Here is a 20,589-nt window from a genome sequence, read left to right as displayed (position 1 = left end):
GCGGTCATGGGTGCCAAACCACTGTCGGAGATCATCGATCCGGGCTGGGCCCGGGCACTGGAACCGGTGGCCGACCGGATCAGCGAGATGGGCGAATTCCTGCGCGCCGAGAATGCCGCGGGCCGGGGCTATCTGCCCGCAGGGGAGAACGTGCTACGCGCGTTCCGCCGTCCGTTCGACGCCGTGCGCGTGCTGATCGTCGGCCAGGATCCCTACCCGACGCCGGGCCACGCGATGGGGCTGAGTTTCTCTGTCGCCCCCGATGTCTCGCCGGTGCCGCGCAGCCTGTCCAACATCTTCGCCGAGTACAGCAAGGACCTCGGCTTCGATACGCCCACCTGCGGTGACCTGAGCCCGTGGTCGGATCAGGGCGTGCTGCTGCTGAATCGGGTGCTCACCGTGACGCCCGGCACCCCGGCCTCGCATCGCGGCAAGGGCTGGGAAGCGGTCACCGAACAGGCCATCCGGGCGCTGGTCGCCCGGGACGAGCCGCTGGTCGCCGTGCTGTGGGGGCGCGACGCGGGCTCGCTCAAGCCGACCCTCACCGAGGCCGAGATCCCCTACCTCGAATCGGCCCACCCCTCACCGTTGTCGGCCTCGCGCGGATTCTTCGGTTCGCGGCCCTTCTCCCGGGTCAACGAACTGCTCGACGAACTCGGAGCCGAACCCGTCGACTGGCGGCTGCCCTGACCCGGGGCGTCGCCCGCACCAGAAGAAAATGATGAAGGAGCACAACCCGATGCACATCACCACCGTTCGCGCCGCCGTCGCGACCGCCGCCGTCGCCGCCGCCCTGACCGCGGGCGCCGCCTCGGCCAACGCGGCGGGCCTCGCGCTCGAGCCCTACGACGAGCAGGCCGCGCCGGTCGCCACCACCCAGATCGGCGAGGAGTGGACCTCCACCGGCACCTCCACCATCTCCTCCGGCGTGAACGCGAAGGTGACCTGCCTGCTGCAGAACACCTTCAGCGCCCTCGGCGCCGCCTGCTGACGTCGAGTCAGCTCAGCCCGAGGTACTCGGGCTTGCGCTTGCCGACGAAGGCATCCACGCCTTCTCGGCCGGTCGCGCCGTTCGCGGCGGCGGCGATGCTGTCGCGTTCGGCATCGAGCTGCTGGTCCAGAGTCGCCGTCGGCGATTGGGCCAGCAGCTTTTTCATGGCCGCGTAGGTGGTGCGGGGGCCGGTGACGAAGCTCTGGGCGACCCGCAGCGCCTCGGCGCGCACCTCGTCGTCGGCGACGGTGCGGCTCAGGATGCCCAGGCGCACGGCCTCGTCGGCGCCGAGCACGGCGTCGGTGAGCAGGATCTCGGCGGCCCGGCTCTTCCCGACGATCCGGGGCAGCAGCCAGGACATGCCGCCGTCGGGGCTCAGGCCGATGCCCGGGTAGGCGGGGCGCAGCTTGGTCGACGGGCCACCGATCGCGATATCGGCGGCGCACACCAGGCTCATGCCGGCGCCCGCGGCCCAGCCGTGCACCGAGGCGACGACCGGGACCGGCGTCGCGGCCAGCGCGCGCACGAAGTCGTGCAGCTCGGAGGCGAGCTGGTGCAGGTAGGCGCCACGGTCCTCGGCGCCGGCGAAATGGTGGACGTTGCCGCCCGCGCAGAAGTTGGCGCCGGTGCCGGTGAGCAGCACGGCGCCGACCTCGGGATCGAGGGCGCGCAGGGCCTCGGTGCCCGCGTTGATCAGGTCGAAATTCATCGAGGTGCCCGCGGCGGCGGTGGCGATCGGCAGCTGCAGGACGCCGTCGACGACAGTGACGGCGGTGACCGGTTCGGTGGTACTCATGGCGTCACCCTAGCGAGCGCCGCGCCGCCACCACTGTTCGGGCAGCAGCGTGAAGGGGTCGACCCGGCGAACCCCGGTGTCGGCGAAGCCGTGTCTGCGATAGAAGGCGTGGGCGCGCGGATAGTCGCCGAACACCCACAGCGTGCACGGGGAGCCGGGGGCGGCGGACTCGATCAGGGCGTCGGCGACGCCGGTGCCGTGCCAGGCCGCGCGGACGTAGAGCGCTTCCAGTTCGAACTCGGTCGCCGAGGCGAAGCCGATCAGCCGGTCACCGGCCAGCGCGATCGGCAGCCGGTGCGCGCCGTCGGTGCGGCGGCGTTCCCAGGTGAGCGCGGAGCGTTCGAGATCGAAGCCGGACAGGACGTGGCCCGGCACCAGGGCGTCGTAGGCCTCCCGCCAGCTCGCGATGTGGCAGGCGGCGAGCTCGGTGACCCGCTCGGCGGTCAGTGCCTCGAGGCGCCAGTCAGCCACGTCGGCCCCCAGCGACGACAAAGCCCCGGACCACCCACGCGGGGTGCCGGGGCACTGTCGGCAGAATGTACGGGCTGAGAATCAGCCGCGGACGACCTTGCCCGCCTTCAGGCAGGAGGTGCACACGTTCATCCGGCGGGTGTTGCCAGGGGCAACCTGCGCACGCACGGTCTGGATGTTCGGGTTCCAGCGACGGTTGGTGCGCCGGTGCGAGTGCGAGACCGACTTCCCGAAACCGGGGCCCTTGGCGCAGACGTCGCAAACGGCAGCCATGTCGCGAGCTCCTTCATGTCATAAGCGGTCAGCGCGCACGGATGCCCGCTGTACCGGAAACTGATGTCGTCAAATGCCTTGCCGACTCGCGTCGGCCAGCGCAGACCGGATGGCCGCGCGAGGCAACCCTGCAAGGGTAGCTGGCCGGGCCGTGAACTTCCAAACCGGGTGTCCCGGTCGACACGCCGGGCACGGCCCGGATGACGGGCCCGTCCGCGCTCAGCATACCCCTGTCGGTTGCTGGCGCTAACCTGGCGTGCGGTGCCCGGCGGGCGGGCACGGCAAACAGTGAGCGAGGTGACGGTGTCGCAGGTGCGGGAGGCGCTGGACGGCGCCGAGCTGCTGGACTGGGCCAGGACCTGCCGCACCGATCTGGAACTACGCCGCGCCGAGATCGACGCGCTCAATGTGTTCCCCATCGCCGATTCCGACACCGGCACCAACCTGCTCGCCACCATGCGCGCCGCCGTCGCCGCCGCCGAACGCGCGGTCCCCGACGCGGCGGGTCCTGTCCGGCCCGCTGATCGCGCTGTCCCCACGGCTGCCGATCTCGGTATCGGTGACGACTCGGCAACCGGCGGCTACCCGGACGCAGATGCTGGCCCGGCGCCGGAGGGCGGCCCGGCGACCGACCCGGGGGACGACGGCGGCGCGCCGGTGGGCCGTGGCCGAGTCTCCAGCGGCGCCCCTGACGTGGGCGATCGTCGTGCCAGCGCCGAGGTGCCCGCGCATCTCGTCGCGCAGGCGCTCGCGCGCGGCGCGACCACGGGTGCGCGGGGGAACTCGGGGATCATCCTGTCGCAGGTGCTGCGCGGGATCGCCGAGGCGGTGGTCGGGGGCCCGCTGACCGGCGAACGGTTGCGGACGGCCCTGCGGCGGGCGGCGGTACTCGTGCGCACCGGCCTCAGCGCCCCGGTCGAGGGCACGATCCTGACCGTGCTCGATCGGGCCGCCGTCGCGGCCGCCGGTTCGGCGGACCTCTCGCTCGTCTCCGTCGCGCAGTCGGCGGCTGAGGGCGCTGCACGTGCGCTGAACGAGACGCCTGCGCAACTGGGTGTCCTGCGGGCGGCCGGGGTTGTCGACGCGGGCGCCAGGGGACTGCTGGTCCTGCTCGACTCCCTCGTGACGCAGGTCTGTGGGCAGGCCCCGGCCAGGGACAGCTACCTCCGGGCCGACCGGTCGGGCGCAGCCCAGCGCAGGTCCGGCGCCGACGACCACCGACCCGATGGTGAGCGCCCCGGCGACCTCACCCGATCGCCGGCTGTCGATGGCTGGGAGCGTCCGGCGATCCTGTCCGACGCACGGACCACCGAGGCCGACTCCTGGGACGACCACCGCGATTCCCCCGACCCGCACTTCGAGGTCATGTACGTGATCTCGGGCACCGACGAGGCCGCGGCGGGCGGCCTGCGCGACCGGCTCGCCGTCCTCGGTGACTCGGTCGTGGTGGTCGGCGACGGTGACAGCACCTGGTCGGCCCACGTGCACTGCCGCGACGCGGGCGCGGCGATCGAGGCCGGCCTCGCGATCGGCACCGTCACCGGCATCCGCATCGAGAGCTTCGCGGTGACCGCGCCGCACGGCGGACATGCCGAGCACCTCGCCGCCGACGCGGCCTGCGACGGTGCGCGCGCCGATGGTCCGCCCCGCACCGGCGAGGTGGTGACGGCGCAGGTCGCCGGGGCGGCGGACGCGGGCAGTGCGTTCCCCCACGCAGCGGGCACCGGTGCGGCGGCACCGGGCAGGCCGACGGTCGACGGCGGCTCGGGCGGGCCCGAGGTGAACCCACCGGCCGACCGGGGCATCCTCGCCGTGGCCTCCGGCGCGGCGGCCGCCCGCCTGTTCGAGGACGCGGGCGCGGTGGTGCTGCGCGGGGACCGCCAGCTCGACACGACCGCCCTGCTGACCGCCATCCGCGCGATGCCGCACCGGGAAGTCCTCGTGCTGCCCAACGGCGCGCTGCCCGCGCAGGAACTCGTGGCCGCCGGTGTCGCCGCCCGTGACGGGTCACGTGACGTCCTGCTGCTGCCGAGCGCGTCGATGGTGCAGGGCCTGGCCGCGCTCGCGGTCCACGATCGCGGCCGGATCGCCGTCGACGACGCCTTCGCGATGTCGGAGGCGGCCGCGACCACCCGCTGGGGTGCGCTGCGCCCGGCGCGGGTGCGCGCCCTGACCATGGTCGGAATGTGCTCGCCCGGTGACGGACTCGGCCTGGTCGGCCAGGACGTGGTGGTCATCGACCCCGATGTCGTCGGCGCGGGCCGCATCCTGCTGGACCGGATGCTCGGTCTCGGCGGCGAACTGGTGACCTTGCTGATGGGCGCCGACGCGGGCCCCGAACTGGGCGCCGTCCTGGCCGAGCACGTGACGGCCGGTTTCCCCGGAGTCGAGGTCGTGGTGTATTCCGGTGGGCAGCAAGCGGATCTGGTGCAGATAGGGGTCGAGTGATGGCGACGTTGAGTGACCGGCTCGACCACGTGCTCGGAGTGAAGGCGGCCGACCGGCTGACCGAGGCGTTCGACATGACCACGGTCGAGGACCTGTTGCGCCACTATCCCGTCCGCTACGCCACCCAGGGGCAGCCGCTGACCGAGGAGGAACCGGAGGAGAGCGCGCACATCACCGTCATCGGCCGGATCACCAAAACCGAACTGCGCCCGATGAAGAACCGGCGCGGCTCGCTGTTGAAGGTGCAGCTCGACACCGGCGCCGCCCGCCCGATCGAGGCCACCTTCTTCAACGGCGACAAGGTGCGCTACCTGGTGAAAGAGGGAGTGCGGGCGATGATGTCGGGCACCGTGCACTGGTGGCGCCCCGACCGCTGGAACCTCTCGCATCCCGACTATCTGATCCTGCCCGACAAGGCCGAGGCCGGTGTCGAGGAGCTGACCTCGGTGCGCGGCAGCGGCGCGCTGCGCGGGCTGGCGCAGAGCGCGAAAGGCGCTGGGGGCGTGGACGCGTCGTTCTTCGAGCGCGAATTCGTGCCGGTCTACCCGGCGACCGCGAAGGTGCAGAGCTGGGACCTGCTGGCCTGCATCCGCCAGATCCTCGACCAGCTCGACCCGATCGAGGACCCGCTGCCCGCCGACCTGCGCGCGGAACGCCACCTGCTCGAGGTCTCCGACGCGCTGCGGCTGATCCACCTGCCCGAGCACAAGCTCGACATCGAGAAGGCCAGGGACCGGCTGCGATTCGACGAGGCGCTGGCCCTGCAACTGGTGCTCGCCGAGCGCAGGCACGAGGTCGAGGGCCGCACCGCCCCGGCCTGCCCGCCGCGCGCCGACGGCATCGCCGCCGCCTTCGACGAGCGGCTGCCGTTCGAGCTGACCGAGGGTCAGCAGCAGGTGATCGACGAGATCTCCGCCGACCTCTCGCGCACCCGCCCGATGCACCGGCTGCTCCAGGGCGAGGTCGGCTCGGGCAAGACGATCGTCGCCCTGCACGCGATGTTGCAGGCGGTCGACGCGGGCCGCCAGTGCGCGCTGCTCGCGCCGACGGAAGTCCTCGCCGCCCAGCACTATCGGTCGCTGCGAGCGATGCTCGGTGACCTCGGCACCGCGGGCGAGCTGGGCGCGGCAGAGCAGTCGACGAAGGTGGTGCTGCTGACCGGTTCGATGTCGGTGGCGGCCAAGAAGGCGGCGCTGCTGGACGCGATGACCGGCGAGGCGGGCCTGGTCATCGGCACGCACGCGCTCATCCAGGACGCGGTGGAGTTCTTCGACCTCGGCCTGGTGGTGGTCGACGAACAGCACCGCTTCGGCGTCGAACAGCGAGATGCCCTGCGCGCCAAGGCCAAGGACGGCATCAGCCCGCACCTGCTGGTGATGACGGCCACCCCGATCCCGCGCACCATCGCGATGACCACGCTCGGCGACCTGGAGACCTCCACCCTCACCCAGCTGCCCAGGGGCCGCTCGCCGATCGTGTCGAAGGTGGTGCCGCGCAAGCTGCATCCGGGCTGGGTGGACCGGGCCTGGGAGCGCATTCTCGAAGAGGTCGCCGCGGGCAGGCAGGCGTATGTGGTGTGCTCGCGCATCGGCGAGGACCCCGACGCCCCGCCCGCCAAGGGCAAGAAATCGGCCGAGGAGAAGGAAGGCCCGACCACCCAGGCGGCGGTCGAGATGTACGAGACGCTGAGCGCGGGCGCGCTGTCCGGTGTGCGGGTCGGGCTGCTGCACGGCCGCCTGCCGTCGGACGAGAAGGACCAGGTGATGCGTCAGTTCAACGACGGCGCCATCGATGTCCTGGTCTGCACCACGGTCGTCGAGGTCGGCGTCGACGTGCCGAACGCGACGGTGATGGTGATCGTCGACGCCGACCGGTTCGGCGTGAGTCAGCTGCACCAGCTGCGCGGCCGGATCGGGCGCGGCAAGCATCCCGGCCTGTGCCTGCTGATCACCGACGCCGCGCCCGGCGGCACGGCGATGGCCCGGCTGGAGGCGGTCGCCGCCACCACCGACGGCTTCGAACTCTCCGTGCTCGACCTACGGCAGCGCCGCGAGGGCGATGTGCTCGGCGCGGCCCAGTCCGGCACCGCCCGGTCGCTGCGGCTGCTGTCGCTGCTCGACGACCTCGAGGTGATCACCGCCGCCCAGGAGCTGGCCAGACGGGTCGTCGCCGACGATCCCGGCCTGGTGAAGCATCCCGGGCTGGCGGGGATGATGGACGCCGCCGTCGACGGCGAGCGCATCGAGTACCTCGCGAAGTCCTGACGTTCAGCGCGGGAGGCGCGGATACGGCAGATCGGTGCTGGTGTGCTCGGCCACCGCGAGCGGCCGCCCGATCTGTGGGAACGCGCGCTGCGGGCACGCGGGTCGCTCGCACACCTTGCAGCCCGCGCCGATCGGCACCGCCACCTGCGGATCGTCGAGTTGCAGGCCCTGGGAGTACACCAGCCGGTCGGCGTATTCGATATCGCAGCCGAGCCCGATGACGAAGTTCTTCGACGCCGTGCCGAAGCCCTGCGCCGAGGCCGGGGTGGTCCGGGCGATCCACAGGTAGCGGCGACCGTCGGGCATCTCCGAGATCTGGGTGAGGATGCGGCCCGGATGGGCGAAGGCCTCGTGGGTCACCCACAGCGGGCAGCTGCCGCCGACCCGGGAGAAGTGGAACGCGGTGGCGGACTGCCGTTTCGAGATATTGCCCGCCCGGTCGGTGCGCACCAGGAAGAACGGCACCCCGCGCTGACCCTGCCGCTGCAGGGTGCTGAGCCGATGGCACACCGTCTCGAAGCCGACCTCGAAGCGCAGCGCGAGCAGGTCGACGTCGTAGCGCAGTTCCTCCGCCGACCGCAGGAAGCGGCCGTAGGGCAGGATCAGCGCGCCGGCGAAGTAGTTGGCCAGCCCGACCCTGGCCAGCGTGCGGGACTCCCCGGTGAGCGCCCGCGATTCGGCGAGGACGTTGTCGATCTCGCGCCCGTAGAGCAGCAGGCCGAGGGTGGTCGCGATCTGGAAGGCGCGCTGTCCGGGCCGCAGCCGCCGGGCCAGGGTGAGCGTGCGGGTGTCGGGGTCGTAGTGACGCTTGGGGATGGTCGGGTCGGCGCCGTCGCCGCGGACCAGCACGGTGACGCCCGCGCGCTCCTCGGCGATCCTGGCCAGCTGCCGGTCCAGCGAGCCGATGCTCAGCCCCGACTCCTCGAACAGCTGCTCGGCGGCGTGATCGAGGGTCGAGATGTGGTTGCGGTGGTCGTAGAAGAAGTCGCGCACGTCCTCGTAGGGCATGGGCGTGCCCGGCGCGCCGCTGGGCGTGTCCACCCGGGAGGACAGCAGGTCGAGCTGATCGGTGGCCGCGCGCAGGCGCCGGTGCATGGCGATGACGATGCGGGCCACCTCGGGCAGCCGGGTCGCGAGTTCCTCGACCTCGGTGATCGGCGCGGTGTCGCCGCCACCCGCGGCTTCCACCAGGACCTCGTGCAGATCCGAGACCAGTCGCGCGTCGGAGTCGGCGGCGAAGAACTGGACGTCCAGGTCGAAGGTCGAGTTCAGTTTCAGCAGAACGGGAATGGTGAGCGGGCGCTGGTCGCGTTCGAGCTGGTTCAGATAACTCGGGGACAGATCCAGCGATTTCGCGAGTGCCGCCTGAGTCATCCGTCGTTCTTCACGCAGCCGTCGTAGCCTGGCCCCCGCGTACATCTTCCGCACGCCGGAGATCCTAACTCGCCGGGTTTGCAAAGTTCGCTCGAAATCGTGATTGTCTGGGGAGAAGCCCAGTCCTGCAAGGGATTTTACCTGTGACTACCGGTGCGTAACGTGCGAAGAGACCGGTGGGTCGGGTCTGGGGTCCGGAGCGGTCGGAGATCACCCCGCCGACTCTAGCGCGCAATCTTCGCAATCTTCGCTGTTTTGCTGGGTGTCGCACGCAAAAATACGCTTGTTCAGCATGTTCTCCGGGTTGTTCGAGGTGCGTAGCGTGCGAACTGTGGCTGGGATCGACCGGCTGGAATCGGAGGATCAGTGAAGACCCATATCGTTCGCAGTGTCGGCGCCGCCGAGGAGTTCCCCCGCGCGCAGCACCTGGCCACCCTGGTGGCGGAGGTGGCCACCGACCCCGTGCCGGTATCCGGCGAGGTCACCGACATGATCGTCAACCGGATCATCGACAACGCCGCGGTGGCCGCGGCCTCGGTCCTGCGCGGCCCGGTGCGGACCGCCAGGGCGCAGGCGAGCGCGCACCCGCTGCCCGCGCACTCGTCGCGGCACGGCGCCACCGTGTTCGGACTGCCCGGCGCGCAGCGCTTTTCCCCCGAGTGGGCGGCGCTGGCCAACGGGGTGGCCGTGCGCGAGCTCGACTTCCACGACACCTTCCTGGCCGCCGAGTACTCCCATCCCGGCGACAACATCCCGCCGATCCTGGCCGTCGCCCAGCATGCCGGGCGCAGCGGCGCCGAGCTGATCCGCGGGCTGGCCACCGGCTACGAGATCCAGATCGACCTGGTGCGCGCGATCTGCCTGCACGAGCACAAGATCGACCACGTCGCCCATCTCGGCCCGTCGGCCGCGGCGGGCATCGGCACCCTGCTCGGGCTGGACGCCGAGACCATCTACCAGGCGGTCGGGCAGGCGCTGCACACCACCACCGCGACCCGGCAGTCCCGCAAGGGCGAGATCTCCAGCTGGAAGGCCTACGCACCGGCGTTCGCCGGGAAGATGGCCGTCGAAGCGGTCGACCGCGCGATGCGCGGTGAGGGCGCGCCCGCCCCGATCTGGGAGGGCGCCGACGGCGTCATCGCCTGGCTGCTCGGCGGTACCGACGCCGAATACCACGTGCCGCTGCCCGGCCCCGGCGAGGCCAAACGCGCCATCCTGGACAGCTACACCAAGGAGCACTCGGCCGAATATCAGAGCCAGGCCCCGATCGACCTCGCGCGCAGGCTGCGCACGCGGATCCCCGACACCGCCCGGATCGCCTCGATCGTGCTGCACACCAGCCATCACACGCACTACGTGATCGGCACCGGCTCCGGCGACCCGCAGAAGTTCGACCCGCGTGCCAGCCGCGAGACCCTCGACCACTCGCTGCCCTATATCTTCGCCGTCGCGCTCCAGGACGGCACCTGGCATCACGAGCGCTCCTACGCGCCCGAGCGCGCGCAGCGGCCCGACACCGTCGCGCTGTGGCACAAGATCGCCACCGTCGAGGACCCGGAGTGGACGCGCCGCTATCACGCGACCGACCCGGCCGAGAAGGCGTTCGGCGCGCGGGCCGTGGTCACCCTCGACGACGGCACGGTGATCGTCGACGAGCTCGCGGTGGCCGACGCGCATCCGCTGGGCGCGCGACCGTTCGCCCGCGCGCAGTACCTCGAGAAGTTCCGCGCCCTCGCCGACGGCGTCGTCGCGCCGGACGAACAGGACCGCTTCCTCGACGCCGCGCAGCGCACCCCGGAGCTGGCCGCCGGCGAACTGGACCAGCTGACCTTCGCGGTCGACCCGGTCCTGTTCGACGTGCTGCCCGCCGCGCGGGAAGGACTGTTCTGATGAGTGTGGAGGGACTGCTCGCCGCGCAGGCGAGTCCGGCGGCCAAGCGCGCCGCCTTCCGGGCCGGCCTGGCCTCCGGGACCTTGCAGCGGCTGCCCGGCGCGGTGAATCCGCTGGTGGCCAGGCTGATCCAGGAGATCGGGTTCGACGGGGTGTATGTCTCCGGCGCGGTGGTCTCGGCCGAGCTGGCCCTGCCCGATATCGGCTTGACCACGCTCACCGAGGTCGTCGACCGGGGCCGCCAGATCGCGCGCGCCACCGAGCTGCCGGTCCTCGTCGACGCCGACACCGGCTTCGGCGAACCGATGAACGCCGCCCGCACGGTGACCCTGCTCGAGGACGCTGGCCTGGCCGGCTGCCACCTCGAGGACCAGGTCAATCCCAAGCGATGCGGTCATCTCGACGGCAAGGCGGTCGTCGACACCGCGACGATGGTGCGCCGGATCCGGGCGGCCGTGGCGGTGCGCCGCGATCCGGGCTTCGTGCTCTGCGCCCGCACGGACGCGCGCGCCATCGAGGGGCTGGACGCGGCGATCGACCGGGCCAAGGCGTACGCCGACGCCGGCGCCGACCTGATCTTCACCGAGGCGCTGGTCGACGAGGCCGAGTTCGCGAAGTTCCGTGCCGCCGTGGATATCCCGCTGCTGGCCAACATGACCGAGTTCGGCAAGACCCCGCTGCTGTCGGCCGCGACACTGTCCGACCTCGGCTACAACGCGGTGATCTACCCGGTCACCACGCTGCGGCTGGCGATGGGCGCGATCGAGAACGGTCTGCGCGAGATCGCCACGGCCGGTACCCAATCGGCCCTGCTGGACCGCATGCAGCACCGGTCCCGGCTCTACGAACTGCTCGGTTACCAGCGCTACAACGAATTCGACTCCGGCATCTTCGATTTCACAGTGGGTGAGTGACCATGACCAGTGGACAGACGGCACCGAACGCCATCGCCAAGGGACTGGCGGGCGTGGTGGTCGACACGACGAGCATCTCCAAGGTGGTCGCCGAGACCAACTCGCTGACCTATCGCGGCTATCCCGTGCAGGATCTGGCCGCGCGCTGCTCCTTCGAGGAGGTCGCCTACCTGCTCTGGTACGGCGAACTGCCCGACGACGGGCAGCTGCAACAGCTGTGCCAACGCGAACGCGCGCAACGCCGGATCGATCGGTCGGTGCTGGCGCTGGTGGAGAAGATGCCCGACACCTGCCATCCGATGGATGTGGTGCGCACGGTCGTGAGCTACCTCGGCACCGAGGACGCCGCCTCCGAGAGCGTTGGCGAGCGGGAAAGGCTCGCCGCCGCACTGCGATTGACCGCGTTGCTGCCCACGGTGATCGCGGTCGCGATGCGCAGGCGGCGCGGCCTGGACCCGATCGCCCCGCACTCCCAGCTCGGGTTCGCCGAGAACTTCCTGTACATGTGCTTCGGCGAGGTCCCGGCGCCGCGGATCGTGCGGGCGTTCGAGATCTCGCTGATCCTCTACGCCGAGCACGGATTCAACGCCTCCACCTTCGCGGCCCGGGTGGTGACCTCCACCGGCTCGGACATGTACAGCGCGATCACCGCGGCCATCGGCGCGTTGAAGGGCAGGCTGCACGGCGGCGCCAACGAGGCGGTCATGCACACCATGCTCGAGATCGGTGACCCCGAGCGGGCCGCGGCGTGGGTGGCCGAGACGCTGGCCGCGCGGCGCAAGGTGATGGGCTTCGGCCACCGGGTCTACCGCAACGGCGACTCCCGGGTGCCGACGATGAAGGCCGCGCTGGACGAGGTCGCCGCGGTCACCGGTGGGCAGCGGTGGGTGCGCATGTACGACGCACTGGCCGCCGCCATGGCCGAGAAGACGGGCATCGCACCGAATCTCGACTTCCCCGCCGGACCCGCCTACTACCTGATGGGCCTCGACATCGAGATGTTCACGCCCATCTTCGTGATGAGCCGGATCACCGGCTGGACCGCGCACATCGCGGAGCAGTCGGCCGCGAACGCGCTGATCCGGCCGCTGTCGGAGTATCGCGGCGTCGACCAGCGCCCGGTGCCCGCCACGCGCCACTGAACCGGCCCGCGTCGTCCGCCCCTCATTGCGGACGACGCGGCCCGGCACCCGCCCCGGACGGCTCGCGCCGTCCGGGGCAGTGTCATGTCAGCGCAGCGCGGCGGCTGCCGTCACCAGATTGCGCAGCGACGCCTCGACCTCCACCGGGCCGCGGGTCTTGAGACCGCAGTCCGGGTTCACCCACAGCCGCTCGGCTGGAACCGCCTTCAGCGCCGCCGACAGCGAGGTGGTGATCTCCTCGACCGAGGGCACCCGCGGCGAGTGGATGTCGTAGACGCCGGGGCCGACACCGAGCGCGAAACCGGCCGCGTTCAGGTCGTCGAGCACCTCCATGTGCGAGCGGGCCGCCTCGATGGAGGTGACGTCGGCGTCCAGGCCCGCGATCGCCGAGATCACTTCGCCGAACTCCGAGTAGCACAGGTGCGTGTGCACCTGGGTGGTGTCGGCGACCCCGGCGGTGGCCAGCCGGAACGCGTCCACCGACCAGCGCAGGTAGGCGGGCTGATCGGCCGCGCGCAGCGGCAGCAGCTCGCGCAGCGCGGGCTCGTCGACCTGGATGATCCTGGCGCCCTGGGACTCCAGGTCGACCGTCTCGTCCCGGATCGCCAGCGCGACCTGGCGGGCCGAGTCGGCCAGCGGCTGATCGTCACGGACGAACGACCACGCCAGGATAGTCACCGGACCGGTGAGCATGCCCTTGACCGGCTTGGCCGTCAGCGACTGGGCGTAGCCGATCCACGACAGCGTCATCGGCGCGGACCGGGAGACGTCGCCGAACAGGATCGGCGGACGTACGCAGCGGGTGCCGTAGGACTGCACCCAGCCCGCCTCGGTGGCGGCGAAACCGTCGAGCAGCTCGGCGAAGTACTGGACCATGTCGTTGCGTTCCGGCTCGCCGTGCACCAGCACGTCCAGGCCGAGCCGCTCCTGGAGGGTGATCACGTCGGCGATCTCGGCGCGCATCCGGCGCACGTACTCGGCCTCGTCGATCTCGCCGGTGCGCAGCGCGGCCCGGGCCAAGCGGATGGCCGAGGTCTGCGGGTAGGAGCCGATCGTCGTGGTCGGCAGCACCGGCAGGTCCAGGTGATCGCGCTGCGCCGCCCGTCGCTCGTCGGCGGGGGAGCGGGTGAGGTCGGCGTCGTCGAGCGCGGCCAGCCGGGCGCGGACCCGGTCGTCGTGCAGGCGCGGGTCGGTGCGCCGGGTCTGCGCCGCGGCGCGGGCGGCGGCCAGCTCGGCGGCGACCGCGTCGGTGCCCTCGGCCAGCGCGGTCGCGAGCACCCGCACCTCACCGACCTTTTCGGCGCCGAAGGCCAGCCACGACCGCAGCTGGTCGTCGAGCCCGGTCTCCGGGGTCAGCGAGTACGGCACGTGCAGCAGCGAGCAGGAGGTCGACACGGCCACCTCGCCGCCCAGGGCGCCGAGCGTGGCGAGCGCGGCGTCGAGGTCGGTGCGCCAGATGTTGCGGCCGTCGACGACACCGGCGACCAGCAGCTTGCCCGCCAGCGCCGGAATCCCGGCGATCGCGGACGTCTCGGTGCCGGCGGTGAAATCGAGCGCGACGCCATCGATTCCGGTGTCCGCCAGCGCCGTCAGCGCGGCGCCGGGGTGCCCGAAGTAGGTGGCGACCAGGATCGCGGGCCGGTCCGGTGCGGCCGAGAGCGCGGTGTAGGTGTCGCGCACCAGGCCGATCTCGGCCTCGGTCAGATCGGTGACCAGCACCGGCTCATCGATCTGCACCCATTGCGCGCCCGCCGCGGCCAGGCGCCCGAGCAGGTCCAGGTACAGCGGCAGCAGTTCCGGCAGCCGGTCCAGCGCTGCGCCGTCGGCGGACTTGGCCAGCTTCAGGAAGGTCAGCGGGCCGATCACCACCGGGCGCGCCTGCACGCCGAGCTGGATCGCCTCGGCGAGTTCGGTCAGCAGCTGCTCCGGGTGCAGGGTGAACGTGGTGGCCGCGTCGATCTCGGGCACCAGGTAGTGGTAGTTGGTGTCGAACCACTTGGTCATCTCCAGCGGCGCGACGGTGTCGGTACCGCGCGCGGCCGCGAAATAGCGGTCCAGCGGGTCGGCGATGTCGGCCACCCGGTGCGGCAGCGCGCCGAGCAGGACGGCGGTGTCGAGCATCTGGTCGTAGTAGGAGAAGGTGCCGACGGGCACCGAATCCAGTCCGGCCGCCTGCAACGCGGCGAACTGCACGGTGCGCAGCATGCGCCCGACGGCGTGCAGGTCCTCGGCGCTGAGCCGGCCTGCCCAGTAGGACTCGGTGGCGCGCTTGAGTTCCCGGCGCGGGCCGACCCGCGGCAGGCCCAGAACCGTCGCGGTGAACGGGGAGTGCGAAACAGTCACGGAGATTCTCCAGTGTCGTGCGGGGAGAGCCGACGCCTTTCGCGGGCGACGCCGACACCGGAGGAACCCGTCGTGAGGACACGACGGGTCGGCACAGGTGGTCCGCGCGCCCGATCCACGAGGCGGTGGCCGCCGGATACGGCGTATCCGGCACAGTCGGCAGGTCTTCGGACTCGCGGGCACCGGTCGTGTGATCGACCGACCTACTGGCCGTCGCTTCCCGGGCATCGTGCCCAGTGCTGATGACGGCGGTCGTTCCTGCATACCGCTGCGGGACAGTCCCGGATTCCCACCGGGTTCCCTCTTCGCCCGGCACACGGTGCCCGGGCTTCGACGCCGGCGCGGGAGGTCGGGGCTCCGACTCTTCCACCGCGCAGGCGAACCAGCTGCGTCACACAGCATAGGGCCTCGGCGCGGGCCGCCGCGACCACCCCGTCTCGCCCGGCCCGCGTGACCTGCGCTTCGGCGGCGCACCGCAGGCCTGCCGCCGCGGTGAGATGTGACGGCCCGATGAACGCAACTTCGCAGGTGGGCGGGTGTGCGATGTGAAGATTGCTGCGAAGCCACCTTGCGTGACAGTGCTGCGGTCGCGGCCGGGTACCGTGGTCCAATGTTCTCGAAAGTCTTGGTCGCCAATCGTGGTGAGATCGCCATTCGCGCCTTCCGCGCGGCATACGAACTCGGCATCGGAACGGTCGCGGTGTTCCCCCATGAGGACCGCAACTCCGTCCATCGGCTGAAGGCGGCCGAGTCGTATCAGATCGGCGAGGAGGGGCACCCGGTCCGGGCGTACCTGTCCATCGAGGCGATCATCGACGCGGCCAAGAGCGCGGGCGCCGACGCGATCTACCCCGGCTACGGCTTCCTGTCCGAGAACCCCGACCTCGCGGCCGCCTGTGAGCGCGAGGGCATCACCTTCATCGGTCCCTCGGCCGCCGTGCTCGAGATGGCGGGCAACAAGGCCACCGCCATCGCCGCCGCCAAGGCCGCCGGCCTGCCGGTGCTGAAGTCCAGCGAGCCCTCCGCCGACATCGACGCCCTGCTGGCCGCCTCCCAGGAATTCGAGTACCCGATCTTCGTCAAGGCCGTCGCCGGTGGTGGCGGGCGCGGCATGCGCCGCGTGGCCGCGCCCGAGCAGCTGCGCGAGTCGATCGAGGCGGCCTCGCGCGAGGCCGAGTCGGCCTTCGGCGATCCGACCGTGTTCCTCGAGCAGGCCGTGGTGAACCCGCGCCACATCGAGGTGCAGATCCTGGCCGACCAGCACGGCAATGTCATGCACCTGTTCGAGCGCGACTGCTCGCTGCAGCGCCGCCACCAGAAGGTGATCGAGCTCGCGCCCGCGCCGAACCTGGATCCCGCACTGCGGGAACGGATCTGCGCCGACGCCGTGGCCTTCGCCCGCCAGATCGGCTACAGCAACGCGGGCACCGTGGAGTTCCTGCTCGACGAGCGCGGCAACCACGTCTTCATCGAGATGAACCCGCGCATCCAGGTCGAGCACACGGTCACCGAGGAGATCACCGACGTCGACCTGGTGCAGTCGCAGCTGCGCATCGCGTCCGGCGAGAGCCTGGCCGACCTCGGCCTGAGCCAGGACACGGTGTCGATCCGTGGCGCCGCGCTGCAGTGCCGCATCACCACCGAGGACCCGGCCAACGGCTTCCGCCCCGACACCGGCCGCATCACCGCCTACCGCACCCCCGGCGGCGCGGGCATCCGCCTGGACGGCGGCGCGAACCTGGGCGCGGAGATCGGCGCCTACTTCGACTCGATGCTGGTCAAGCTGACCTGCCGCGGTCGCGACCTGCCCGCCGCGGCCGCCCGCGCCCGGCGCGCGCTCGCCGAGTTCCGCATCCGTGGCGTCACGACCAACATCCCCTTCCTGCTCGCGGTGCTCGACGATCCGGACTTCCAGGCGGGCCGGGTCACCACCTCGTTCATCGACGAGCGACCGGAGCTGCTGACCTCGCGCGGCTCGGCCGACCGTGGCACCAAGATCCTGAGCTACCTGGCCGACGTCACCGTCAACAAGCCGCACGGGGACCGGCGCACCACGGTGTACCCGTACGACAAGCTGCCCGCCGCCGACCTGACCCTGCCGCCGCCGGACGGCTCGCGCCAGCGCCTGCTGGCCCTCGGCCCGGACGGTTTCGCCCGCGCCTTGCGCGAGCAGAAGGCGCTCGGCGTCACCGACACCACCTTCCGCGACGCGCACCAGTCGCTGCTGGCCACCCGCGTGCGCACCAACGGCCTGCTCGGCGTGGCCGGGCACGTCGCCCGGCTGACTCCCGAACTGCTCTCGATCGAGGCGTGGGGCGGCGCGACCTACGATGTGGCGCTGCGCTTCCTGCACGAGGACCCGTGGGAGCGGCTGGCCGCGCTGCGCGAGGCCGTGCCGAACATCTGTCTGCAGATGCTGCTGCGCGGTCGCAACACCGTCGGCTACACGCCGTACCCGGAGCAGGTCACCCGCGCCTTCGTCTCCGAGGCCGCGACCACCGGTATCGACATCTTCCGTATCTTCGACGCGCTCAACAATGTCGACCAGATGCGCCCGGCCATCGACGCGGTGCGCGAAACCGGTACGGCCATCGCCGAAGTCGCGCTGTCCTACACCGGTGACCTGCTCGACCCGAACGAGTCGCTCTACACGCTCGACTACTACCTGAAGCTGGCCGAGCAGATCGTCGACGCGGGCGCGCACGTGCTCGCGATCAAGGACATGGCCGGTCTGCTGCGCGCGCCCGCGGCGGCGAAGCTGGTCACCGCGCTGCGCAGCAACTTCGATCTGCCGGTGCACGTGCACACCCACGACACCCCCGGTGGGCAGCTGGCGACCTACCTGGCCGCGTGGCAGGCGGGCGCCGACGCGGTCGACGGCGCCTCGGCCGCGATGGCGGGCACCACCTCGCAGCCCGCGCTGTCGGCGATCGTCGCCGCCACCGCGCACACCGAGCGCGACACCGGCCTGAACCTGCAGAACGTCTGCGATCTGGAGCCGTACTGGGAGGCGCTGCGCAAGGTGTACGCGCCGTTCGAGTCGGGTCTGCCCGCGCCGACCGGGCGTGTGTACACCCACGAGATCCCGGGCGGTCAGCTGTCGAACCTGCGTCAGCAGGCGATCGCGCTCGGCCTGGGCGACCGGTTCGAGGAGGTCGAGGCCAAGTACGCCGCGGCCGACCGGCTGCTGGGCCGCCTGATCAAGGTGACCCCGTCGTCGAAGGTCGTCGGTGACCTGGCGCTGGCGCTGGTCGGCACCGGTGTCGATATCGAGGACTTCGCCGCCGATCCGGGCCGCTACGACATTCCCGACTCGGTGATCGGCTTCCTGCGTGGCGAGCTGGGTGAACCCGCCGGTGGCTGGCCGGAGCCGTTCCGCAGCAAGGCGCTGGCCGGGCGCAACGAGCCCAAGCCGGAGACCCCGCTGACCGCGGCCGACCAGGCCGGGCTCGACGGCACCTCGGCCGAGCGCCGCCACACCCTCAACCGCCTGCTGTTCCCCGGCCCGACCGCGGAGTTCCAGGCGCACCGGGAGAAGTACGGCGACACCACCGGCCTGTCGGAGAACCAGTTCTTCTACGGTCTGCGCCGCGGCGAGGAGCACCGGGTGCAGCTGGAGAAGGGCGTCACGCTGCTCATCGGGCTCGAGGCGATCTCCGAGCCGGACGAGAAGGGCATGCGCACGGTCATGTGCATCATGAACGGGCAGCTGCGCCCGATCGCGGTGCGGGACCGCTCGATCGCGTCGGAGGTGCCCGCCGCGGAGAAGGCCGACAAGAACAACCCCGGCCACATCGCGGCGCCGTTCGCCGGTGTCGTCACGCTGGCGGTGTCGGAGGGCGACGAGATCCACGCGGGCGACACCGTCGGCACCATCGAGGCGATGAAGATGGAGGCGGCCATCACCGCGCCGCGCGCCGGCATCGTCGGCCGGATCGCGACCGCCAAGGTGCAGCAGGTCGAGGGCGGCGATCTGCTGGTGGAACTGGCAGCGCGCGAGTCGGAATGACGCGCATCGTCGCGGGTACGGCGGGCGGGCGGCGGCTGAAGGTGCCGCCCGCCGGTACCCGGCCCACCTCGGACCGGGTGCGCGAGGCGCTGTTCAGCGCGATCGACGCGCGCCTGGACCTGGACGGCGCGCGGGTCGTCGACCTGTACGCCGGTTCGGGCGCGCTCGGCTTGGAAGCGCTCTCGCGCGGGGCCGCGCACGCCCTGCTCGTCGAGGCCGACCGCAAGGCGGCCGCGGTCGTGCGCGCCAATATCGCCGAGCTCGGCCTGCCCGGCGCGGAACTGCGCCTCGGCACGGTCGGCACGGTGCTGGCGCACGCCGCGCCGGGCACCTACGACGTGGTCTTCTCCGATCCGCCGTACGACGTGAGCACCGAGGACGTGATCGCCGACCTCACCGCGCTGGCGGCCAACGGCTGGCTCGCGCCCGACGCGCTGGTGATCGTCGAGCGGTCCATCCGCTCACCCGAGATCGCCTGGCCCGCAGGCTATGCGCCGCTGAAGCCGCGCAAGTACGGGGAGACCAGAATCGAGCTCGCCGAATTCGGTGCTAGCGTCTGAACCATGGCTGCAGCACTGTGCCCCGGCTCCTTCGACCCGGTCACCAACGGTCACCTCGACGTGTTCGCCCGTGCGGCCGCGCAGTTCGACGAGGTGATCATCACCGTCAACGTGAATCCCAAGAAGCAGGGCATGTTCACCGTCGAGGAGCGCATGGAGTTGCTGCGCGAATCGGTGAGTCACCTGCCGAACGTGCGGGTCGCGTCCTGGCAGGGCCTGACGGTCGACTTCGCCAAGCAGGAGGGCATCACCGCGATCGTGAAGGGCCTGCGCGACGCGGGCGACTTCGGCTACGAGCTCCAGATGGCCCAGATGAACCACAAACTGGCCGGCGTCGACACCTTCTTCATCGCCACCAACCCGTCCCTGAGCTTCCTGTCCAGCTCGCTGGTCAAGGAAGTCGCGGCCTACGGCGGCGACGTCAGCGACATGCTCCCGCCCGCGGTGCACAAGCGCCTCCTCGACCGCTTGGCCGAGCGTCGGGGCTAGAAGACCAGACCGCGGAGGGCGAGGAAGCGCATCCCGCCGACCGCGGCGGTGATGGCGAGCACGGCCAGGGCCTGCACGCTGTCGCCGAGGCCGGGCGCCCACACCCCGAGGGCGGCCAGGCCCGCCGTCGTGATGCCGAGGCCGAGCAGGGCCAGTCCGCCGCCCTCCCACTGCGCGGTGAACCAGGTGACCCGGTCGGCCGCGTGGAAGGTGAGCTGACGGTGCAGTTCGTTGGCGATGATCGTGCTGACGACCGAACCGGCGACATTGGCGATCAGCGGGCCGACCCCGTGCATGGCGAAGAACAGCAGCACGTAGGCGATATTGCTGGAGCCGCCGACCAGGGCGAAGCGGATGAGCTGGGGGAGTGCGCGGTCGCCGCGCAGGTAGGCCAGGGTCTTGTCGAACCGCGGGCGCAGCGCGGGAGCTGGTTCGACCGGTGCCACGAGCGGGAACGGACCCGCCCAGGGAGCGAACATGCCCGCAACGTGCAGCACCGGGTTTCTCGGTGTTTCCAGAACGGTCATGGTCGACTCCGATCCTGTGAAAGGCGTCGAGGAGTACAACAGCAAAAAAGGTGCAGTGCTTCCCGGCGGACGGCGATGTCGTGCCTACCGATGGTAGC

Annotated in this window: 16 protein-coding genes and 1 riboswitch; of the genes, 10 read left to right on the top strand and 6 right to left on the bottom strand. The window is 71.3% G+C overall.

Annotated features, from left to right (window positions below; all coding sequences use genetic code 11):
- Positions 1–6: 6 nt before the first annotated feature.
- Positions 7–690, top strand: coding sequence for a uracil-DNA glycosylase (locus AB0L91_RS03190; RefSeq protein ID WP_355282844.1), 684 nt, complete (start codon positions 7–9; stop codon positions 688–690).
- 49 nt (positions 691–739) lie between these two features.
- Positions 740–991, top strand: coding sequence for a hypothetical protein (locus AB0L91_RS03185; RefSeq protein ID WP_365007057.1), 252 nt, complete (start codon positions 740–742; stop codon positions 989–991).
- Between the two features lie 7 nt (positions 992–998).
- Here the strand turns inward: AB0L91_RS03185 and AB0L91_RS03180 are convergent, their stop codons facing one another.
- The 3 genes from AB0L91_RS03180 to rpmB all read right to left on the bottom strand — a co-directional run bounded on the left by AB0L91_RS03180 (position 999) and on the right by rpmB (position 2,531).
- The gene (locus tag AB0L91_RS03180; protein ID WP_357344312.1) at positions 999–1,787 is read right to left on the bottom strand and encodes an enoyl-CoA hydratase-related protein; all 789 of its coding nucleotides are present in this window, start codon (positions 1,785–1,787) and stop codon (positions 999–1,001) included.
- A gap of 9 nt (positions 1,788–1,796) precedes the next feature.
- Entirely contained in the window at positions 1,797–2,258 is a 462-nt protein-coding gene (locus AB0L91_RS03175) for a GNAT family N-acetyltransferase (RefSeq protein ID WP_365007056.1), read from the bottom strand.
- 81 nt (positions 2,259–2,339) lie between these two features.
- A complete protein-coding gene (gene rpmB, locus AB0L91_RS03170) occupies positions 2,340–2,531 on the bottom strand; it encodes a 50S ribosomal protein L28 (protein ID WP_011210730.1) in 192 nt (63 codons plus the stop codon).
- Between the two features lie 288 nt (positions 2,532–2,819).
- Here rpmB and AB0L91_RS03165 point away from each other — a divergent pair, with 288 nt between their 5' ends.
- Both AB0L91_RS03165 and recG read left to right on the top strand, forming a co-directional pair.
- Positions 2,820–4,979 (top strand): DAK2 domain-containing protein, encoded by a 2,160-nt coding sequence (locus AB0L91_RS03165; protein WP_365007055.1) that lies wholly within the window; start codon positions 2,820–2,822, stop codon positions 4,977–4,979.
- Positions 4,979–7,243: an ATP-dependent DNA helicase RecG gene (gene recG / locus AB0L91_RS03160; protein ID WP_365007054.1), complete on the top strand. Its 2,265-nt coding sequence runs from the start codon at positions 4,979–4,981 to the stop codon at positions 7,241–7,243. The genes AB0L91_RS03165 and recG overlap by 1 nt, the downstream gene beginning before the upstream one ends.
- Positions 7,244–7,246: 3 nt before the next feature.
- Here the strand turns inward: recG and AB0L91_RS03155 are convergent, their stop codons facing one another.
- Positions 7,247–8,671, bottom strand: a complete 1,425-nt coding sequence (locus AB0L91_RS03155; protein WP_355282861.1) for a short-chain fatty acyl-CoA regulator family protein — start codon at positions 8,669–8,671, stop codon at positions 7,247–7,249.
- Between the two features lie 312 nt (positions 8,672–8,983).
- Between AB0L91_RS03155 and AB0L91_RS03150 the strand changes: the two genes are divergently transcribed.
- Genes AB0L91_RS03150 through AB0L91_RS03140 form a run of 3 tightly spaced genes read left to right on the top strand, consistent with a single transcriptional unit; the run spans position 8,984 to position 12,563 of the window.
- Positions 8,984–10,507 carry an MmgE/PrpD family protein gene (locus AB0L91_RS03150; RefSeq protein WP_365007053.1) on the top strand — a complete coding sequence of 508 codons (1,524 nt, stop codon included), beginning with the start codon at positions 8,984–8,986 and terminating at the stop codon, positions 10,505–10,507.
- Complete coding sequence (prpB, locus tag AB0L91_RS03145) at positions 10,507–11,421, top strand: methylisocitrate lyase (RefSeq protein WP_365007052.1); 915 nt, start codon at positions 10,507–10,509, stop codon at positions 11,419–11,421. The genes AB0L91_RS03150 and prpB overlap by 1 nt, the downstream gene beginning before the upstream one ends.
- Positions 11,422–11,423: 2 nt before the next feature.
- On the top strand, positions 11,424–12,563 hold the full coding sequence (locus AB0L91_RS03140; protein ID WP_365007051.1) for a bifunctional 2-methylcitrate synthase/citrate synthase: 1,140 nt from the start codon (positions 11,424–11,426) through the stop codon (positions 12,561–12,563).
- Between the two features lie 87 nt (positions 12,564–12,650).
- Here AB0L91_RS03140 and metE read toward each other — a convergent pair whose 3' ends face one another.
- Positions 12,651–14,906 carry a 5-methyltetrahydropteroyltriglutamate--homocysteine S-methyltransferase gene (gene metE, locus AB0L91_RS03135; RefSeq protein ID WP_365007050.1) on the bottom strand — a complete coding sequence of 752 codons (2,256 nt, stop codon included), beginning with the start codon at positions 14,904–14,906 and terminating at the stop codon, positions 12,651–12,653.
- A gap of 140 nt (positions 14,907–15,046) precedes the next feature.
- Positions 15,047–15,256: riboswitch (cobalamin riboswitch) on the bottom strand.
- Between the two features lie 260 nt (positions 15,257–15,516).
- Here metE and AB0L91_RS03130 point away from each other — a divergent pair.
- From AB0L91_RS03130 to coaD, 3 genes are read left to right on the top strand one after another with little or no spacing between them, the layout of a single operon-like run.
- Positions 15,517–18,915, top strand: a complete 3,399-nt coding sequence (locus AB0L91_RS03130) for a pyruvate carboxylase (RefSeq protein ID WP_357344326.1) — start codon at positions 15,517–15,519, stop codon at positions 18,913–18,915.
- A complete protein-coding gene (gene rsmD, locus AB0L91_RS03125) occupies positions 18,912–19,475 on the top strand; it encodes a 16S rRNA (guanine(966)-N(2))-methyltransferase RsmD (RefSeq protein WP_355280449.1) in 564 nt (187 codons plus the stop codon). The genes AB0L91_RS03130 and rsmD overlap by 4 nt, the downstream gene beginning before the upstream one ends.
- A gap of 3 nt (positions 19,476–19,478) precedes the next feature.
- Positions 19,479–19,964, top strand: a complete 486-nt coding sequence (gene coaD / locus AB0L91_RS03120) for a pantetheine-phosphate adenylyltransferase (RefSeq protein WP_365007049.1) — start codon at positions 19,479–19,481, stop codon at positions 19,962–19,964.
- Here the strand turns inward: coaD and AB0L91_RS03115 are convergent.
- Complete coding sequence (locus AB0L91_RS03115; protein ID WP_365007048.1) at positions 19,961–20,491, bottom strand: GtrA family protein; 531 nt, start codon at positions 20,489–20,491, stop codon at positions 19,961–19,963. The genes coaD and AB0L91_RS03115 overlap by 4 nt on opposite strands.
- Between the last annotated feature and the right edge of the window lie 98 nt (positions 20,492–20,589).

It is taken from the genome of Nocardia sp. NPDC051833, from assembly GCF_040681225.1.
In the GTDB taxonomy this organism is placed as follows: domain Bacteria; phylum Actinomycetota; class Actinomycetes; order Mycobacteriales; family Mycobacteriaceae; genus Nocardia.
This window is presented reverse-complemented; position numbering and strand designations above follow the sequence as displayed.

Coding starts and splice junctions, on each gene's coding strand:
- AB0L91_RS03190 (WP_355282844.1), top strand. CDS start 7: ATGGGTGCCAAACCACTGTCGGAGATCATCGATCCGGGCTGGGCCCGG.
- AB0L91_RS03185 (WP_365007057.1), top strand. CDS start 740: ATGCACATCACCACCGTTCGCGCCGCCGTCGCGACCGCCGCCGTCGCC.
- AB0L91_RS03180 (WP_357344312.1), bottom strand. CDS start 1,787: ATGAGTACCACCGAACCGGTCACCGCCGTCACTGTCGTCGACGGCGTC.
- rpmB (WP_011210730.1), bottom strand. CDS start 2,531: ATGGCTGCCGTTTGCGACGTCTGCGCCAAGGGCCCCGGTTTCGGGAAG.
- recG (WP_365007054.1), top strand. CDS start 4,979: ATGGCGACGTTGAGTGACCGGCTCGACCACGTGCTCGGAGTGAAGGCG.
- prpB (WP_365007052.1), top strand. CDS start 10,507: ATGAGTGTGGAGGGACTGCTCGCCGCGCAGGCGAGTCCGGCGGCCAAG.
- AB0L91_RS03140 (WP_365007051.1), top strand. CDS start 11,424: ATGACCAGTGGACAGACGGCACCGAACGCCATCGCCAAGGGACTGGCG.
- AB0L91_RS03130 (WP_357344326.1), top strand. CDS start 15,517: ATGTTCTCGAAAGTCTTGGTCGCCAATCGTGGTGAGATCGCCATTCGC.
- rsmD (WP_355280449.1), top strand. CDS start 18,912: ATGACGCGCATCGTCGCGGGTACGGCGGGCGGGCGGCGGCTGAAGGTG.
- coaD (WP_365007049.1), top strand. CDS start 19,479: ATGGCTGCAGCACTGTGCCCCGGCTCCTTCGACCCGGTCACCAACGGT.
- AB0L91_RS03115 (WP_365007048.1), bottom strand. CDS start 20,491: ATGACCGTTCTGGAAACACCGAGAAACCCGGTGCTGCACGTTGCGGGC.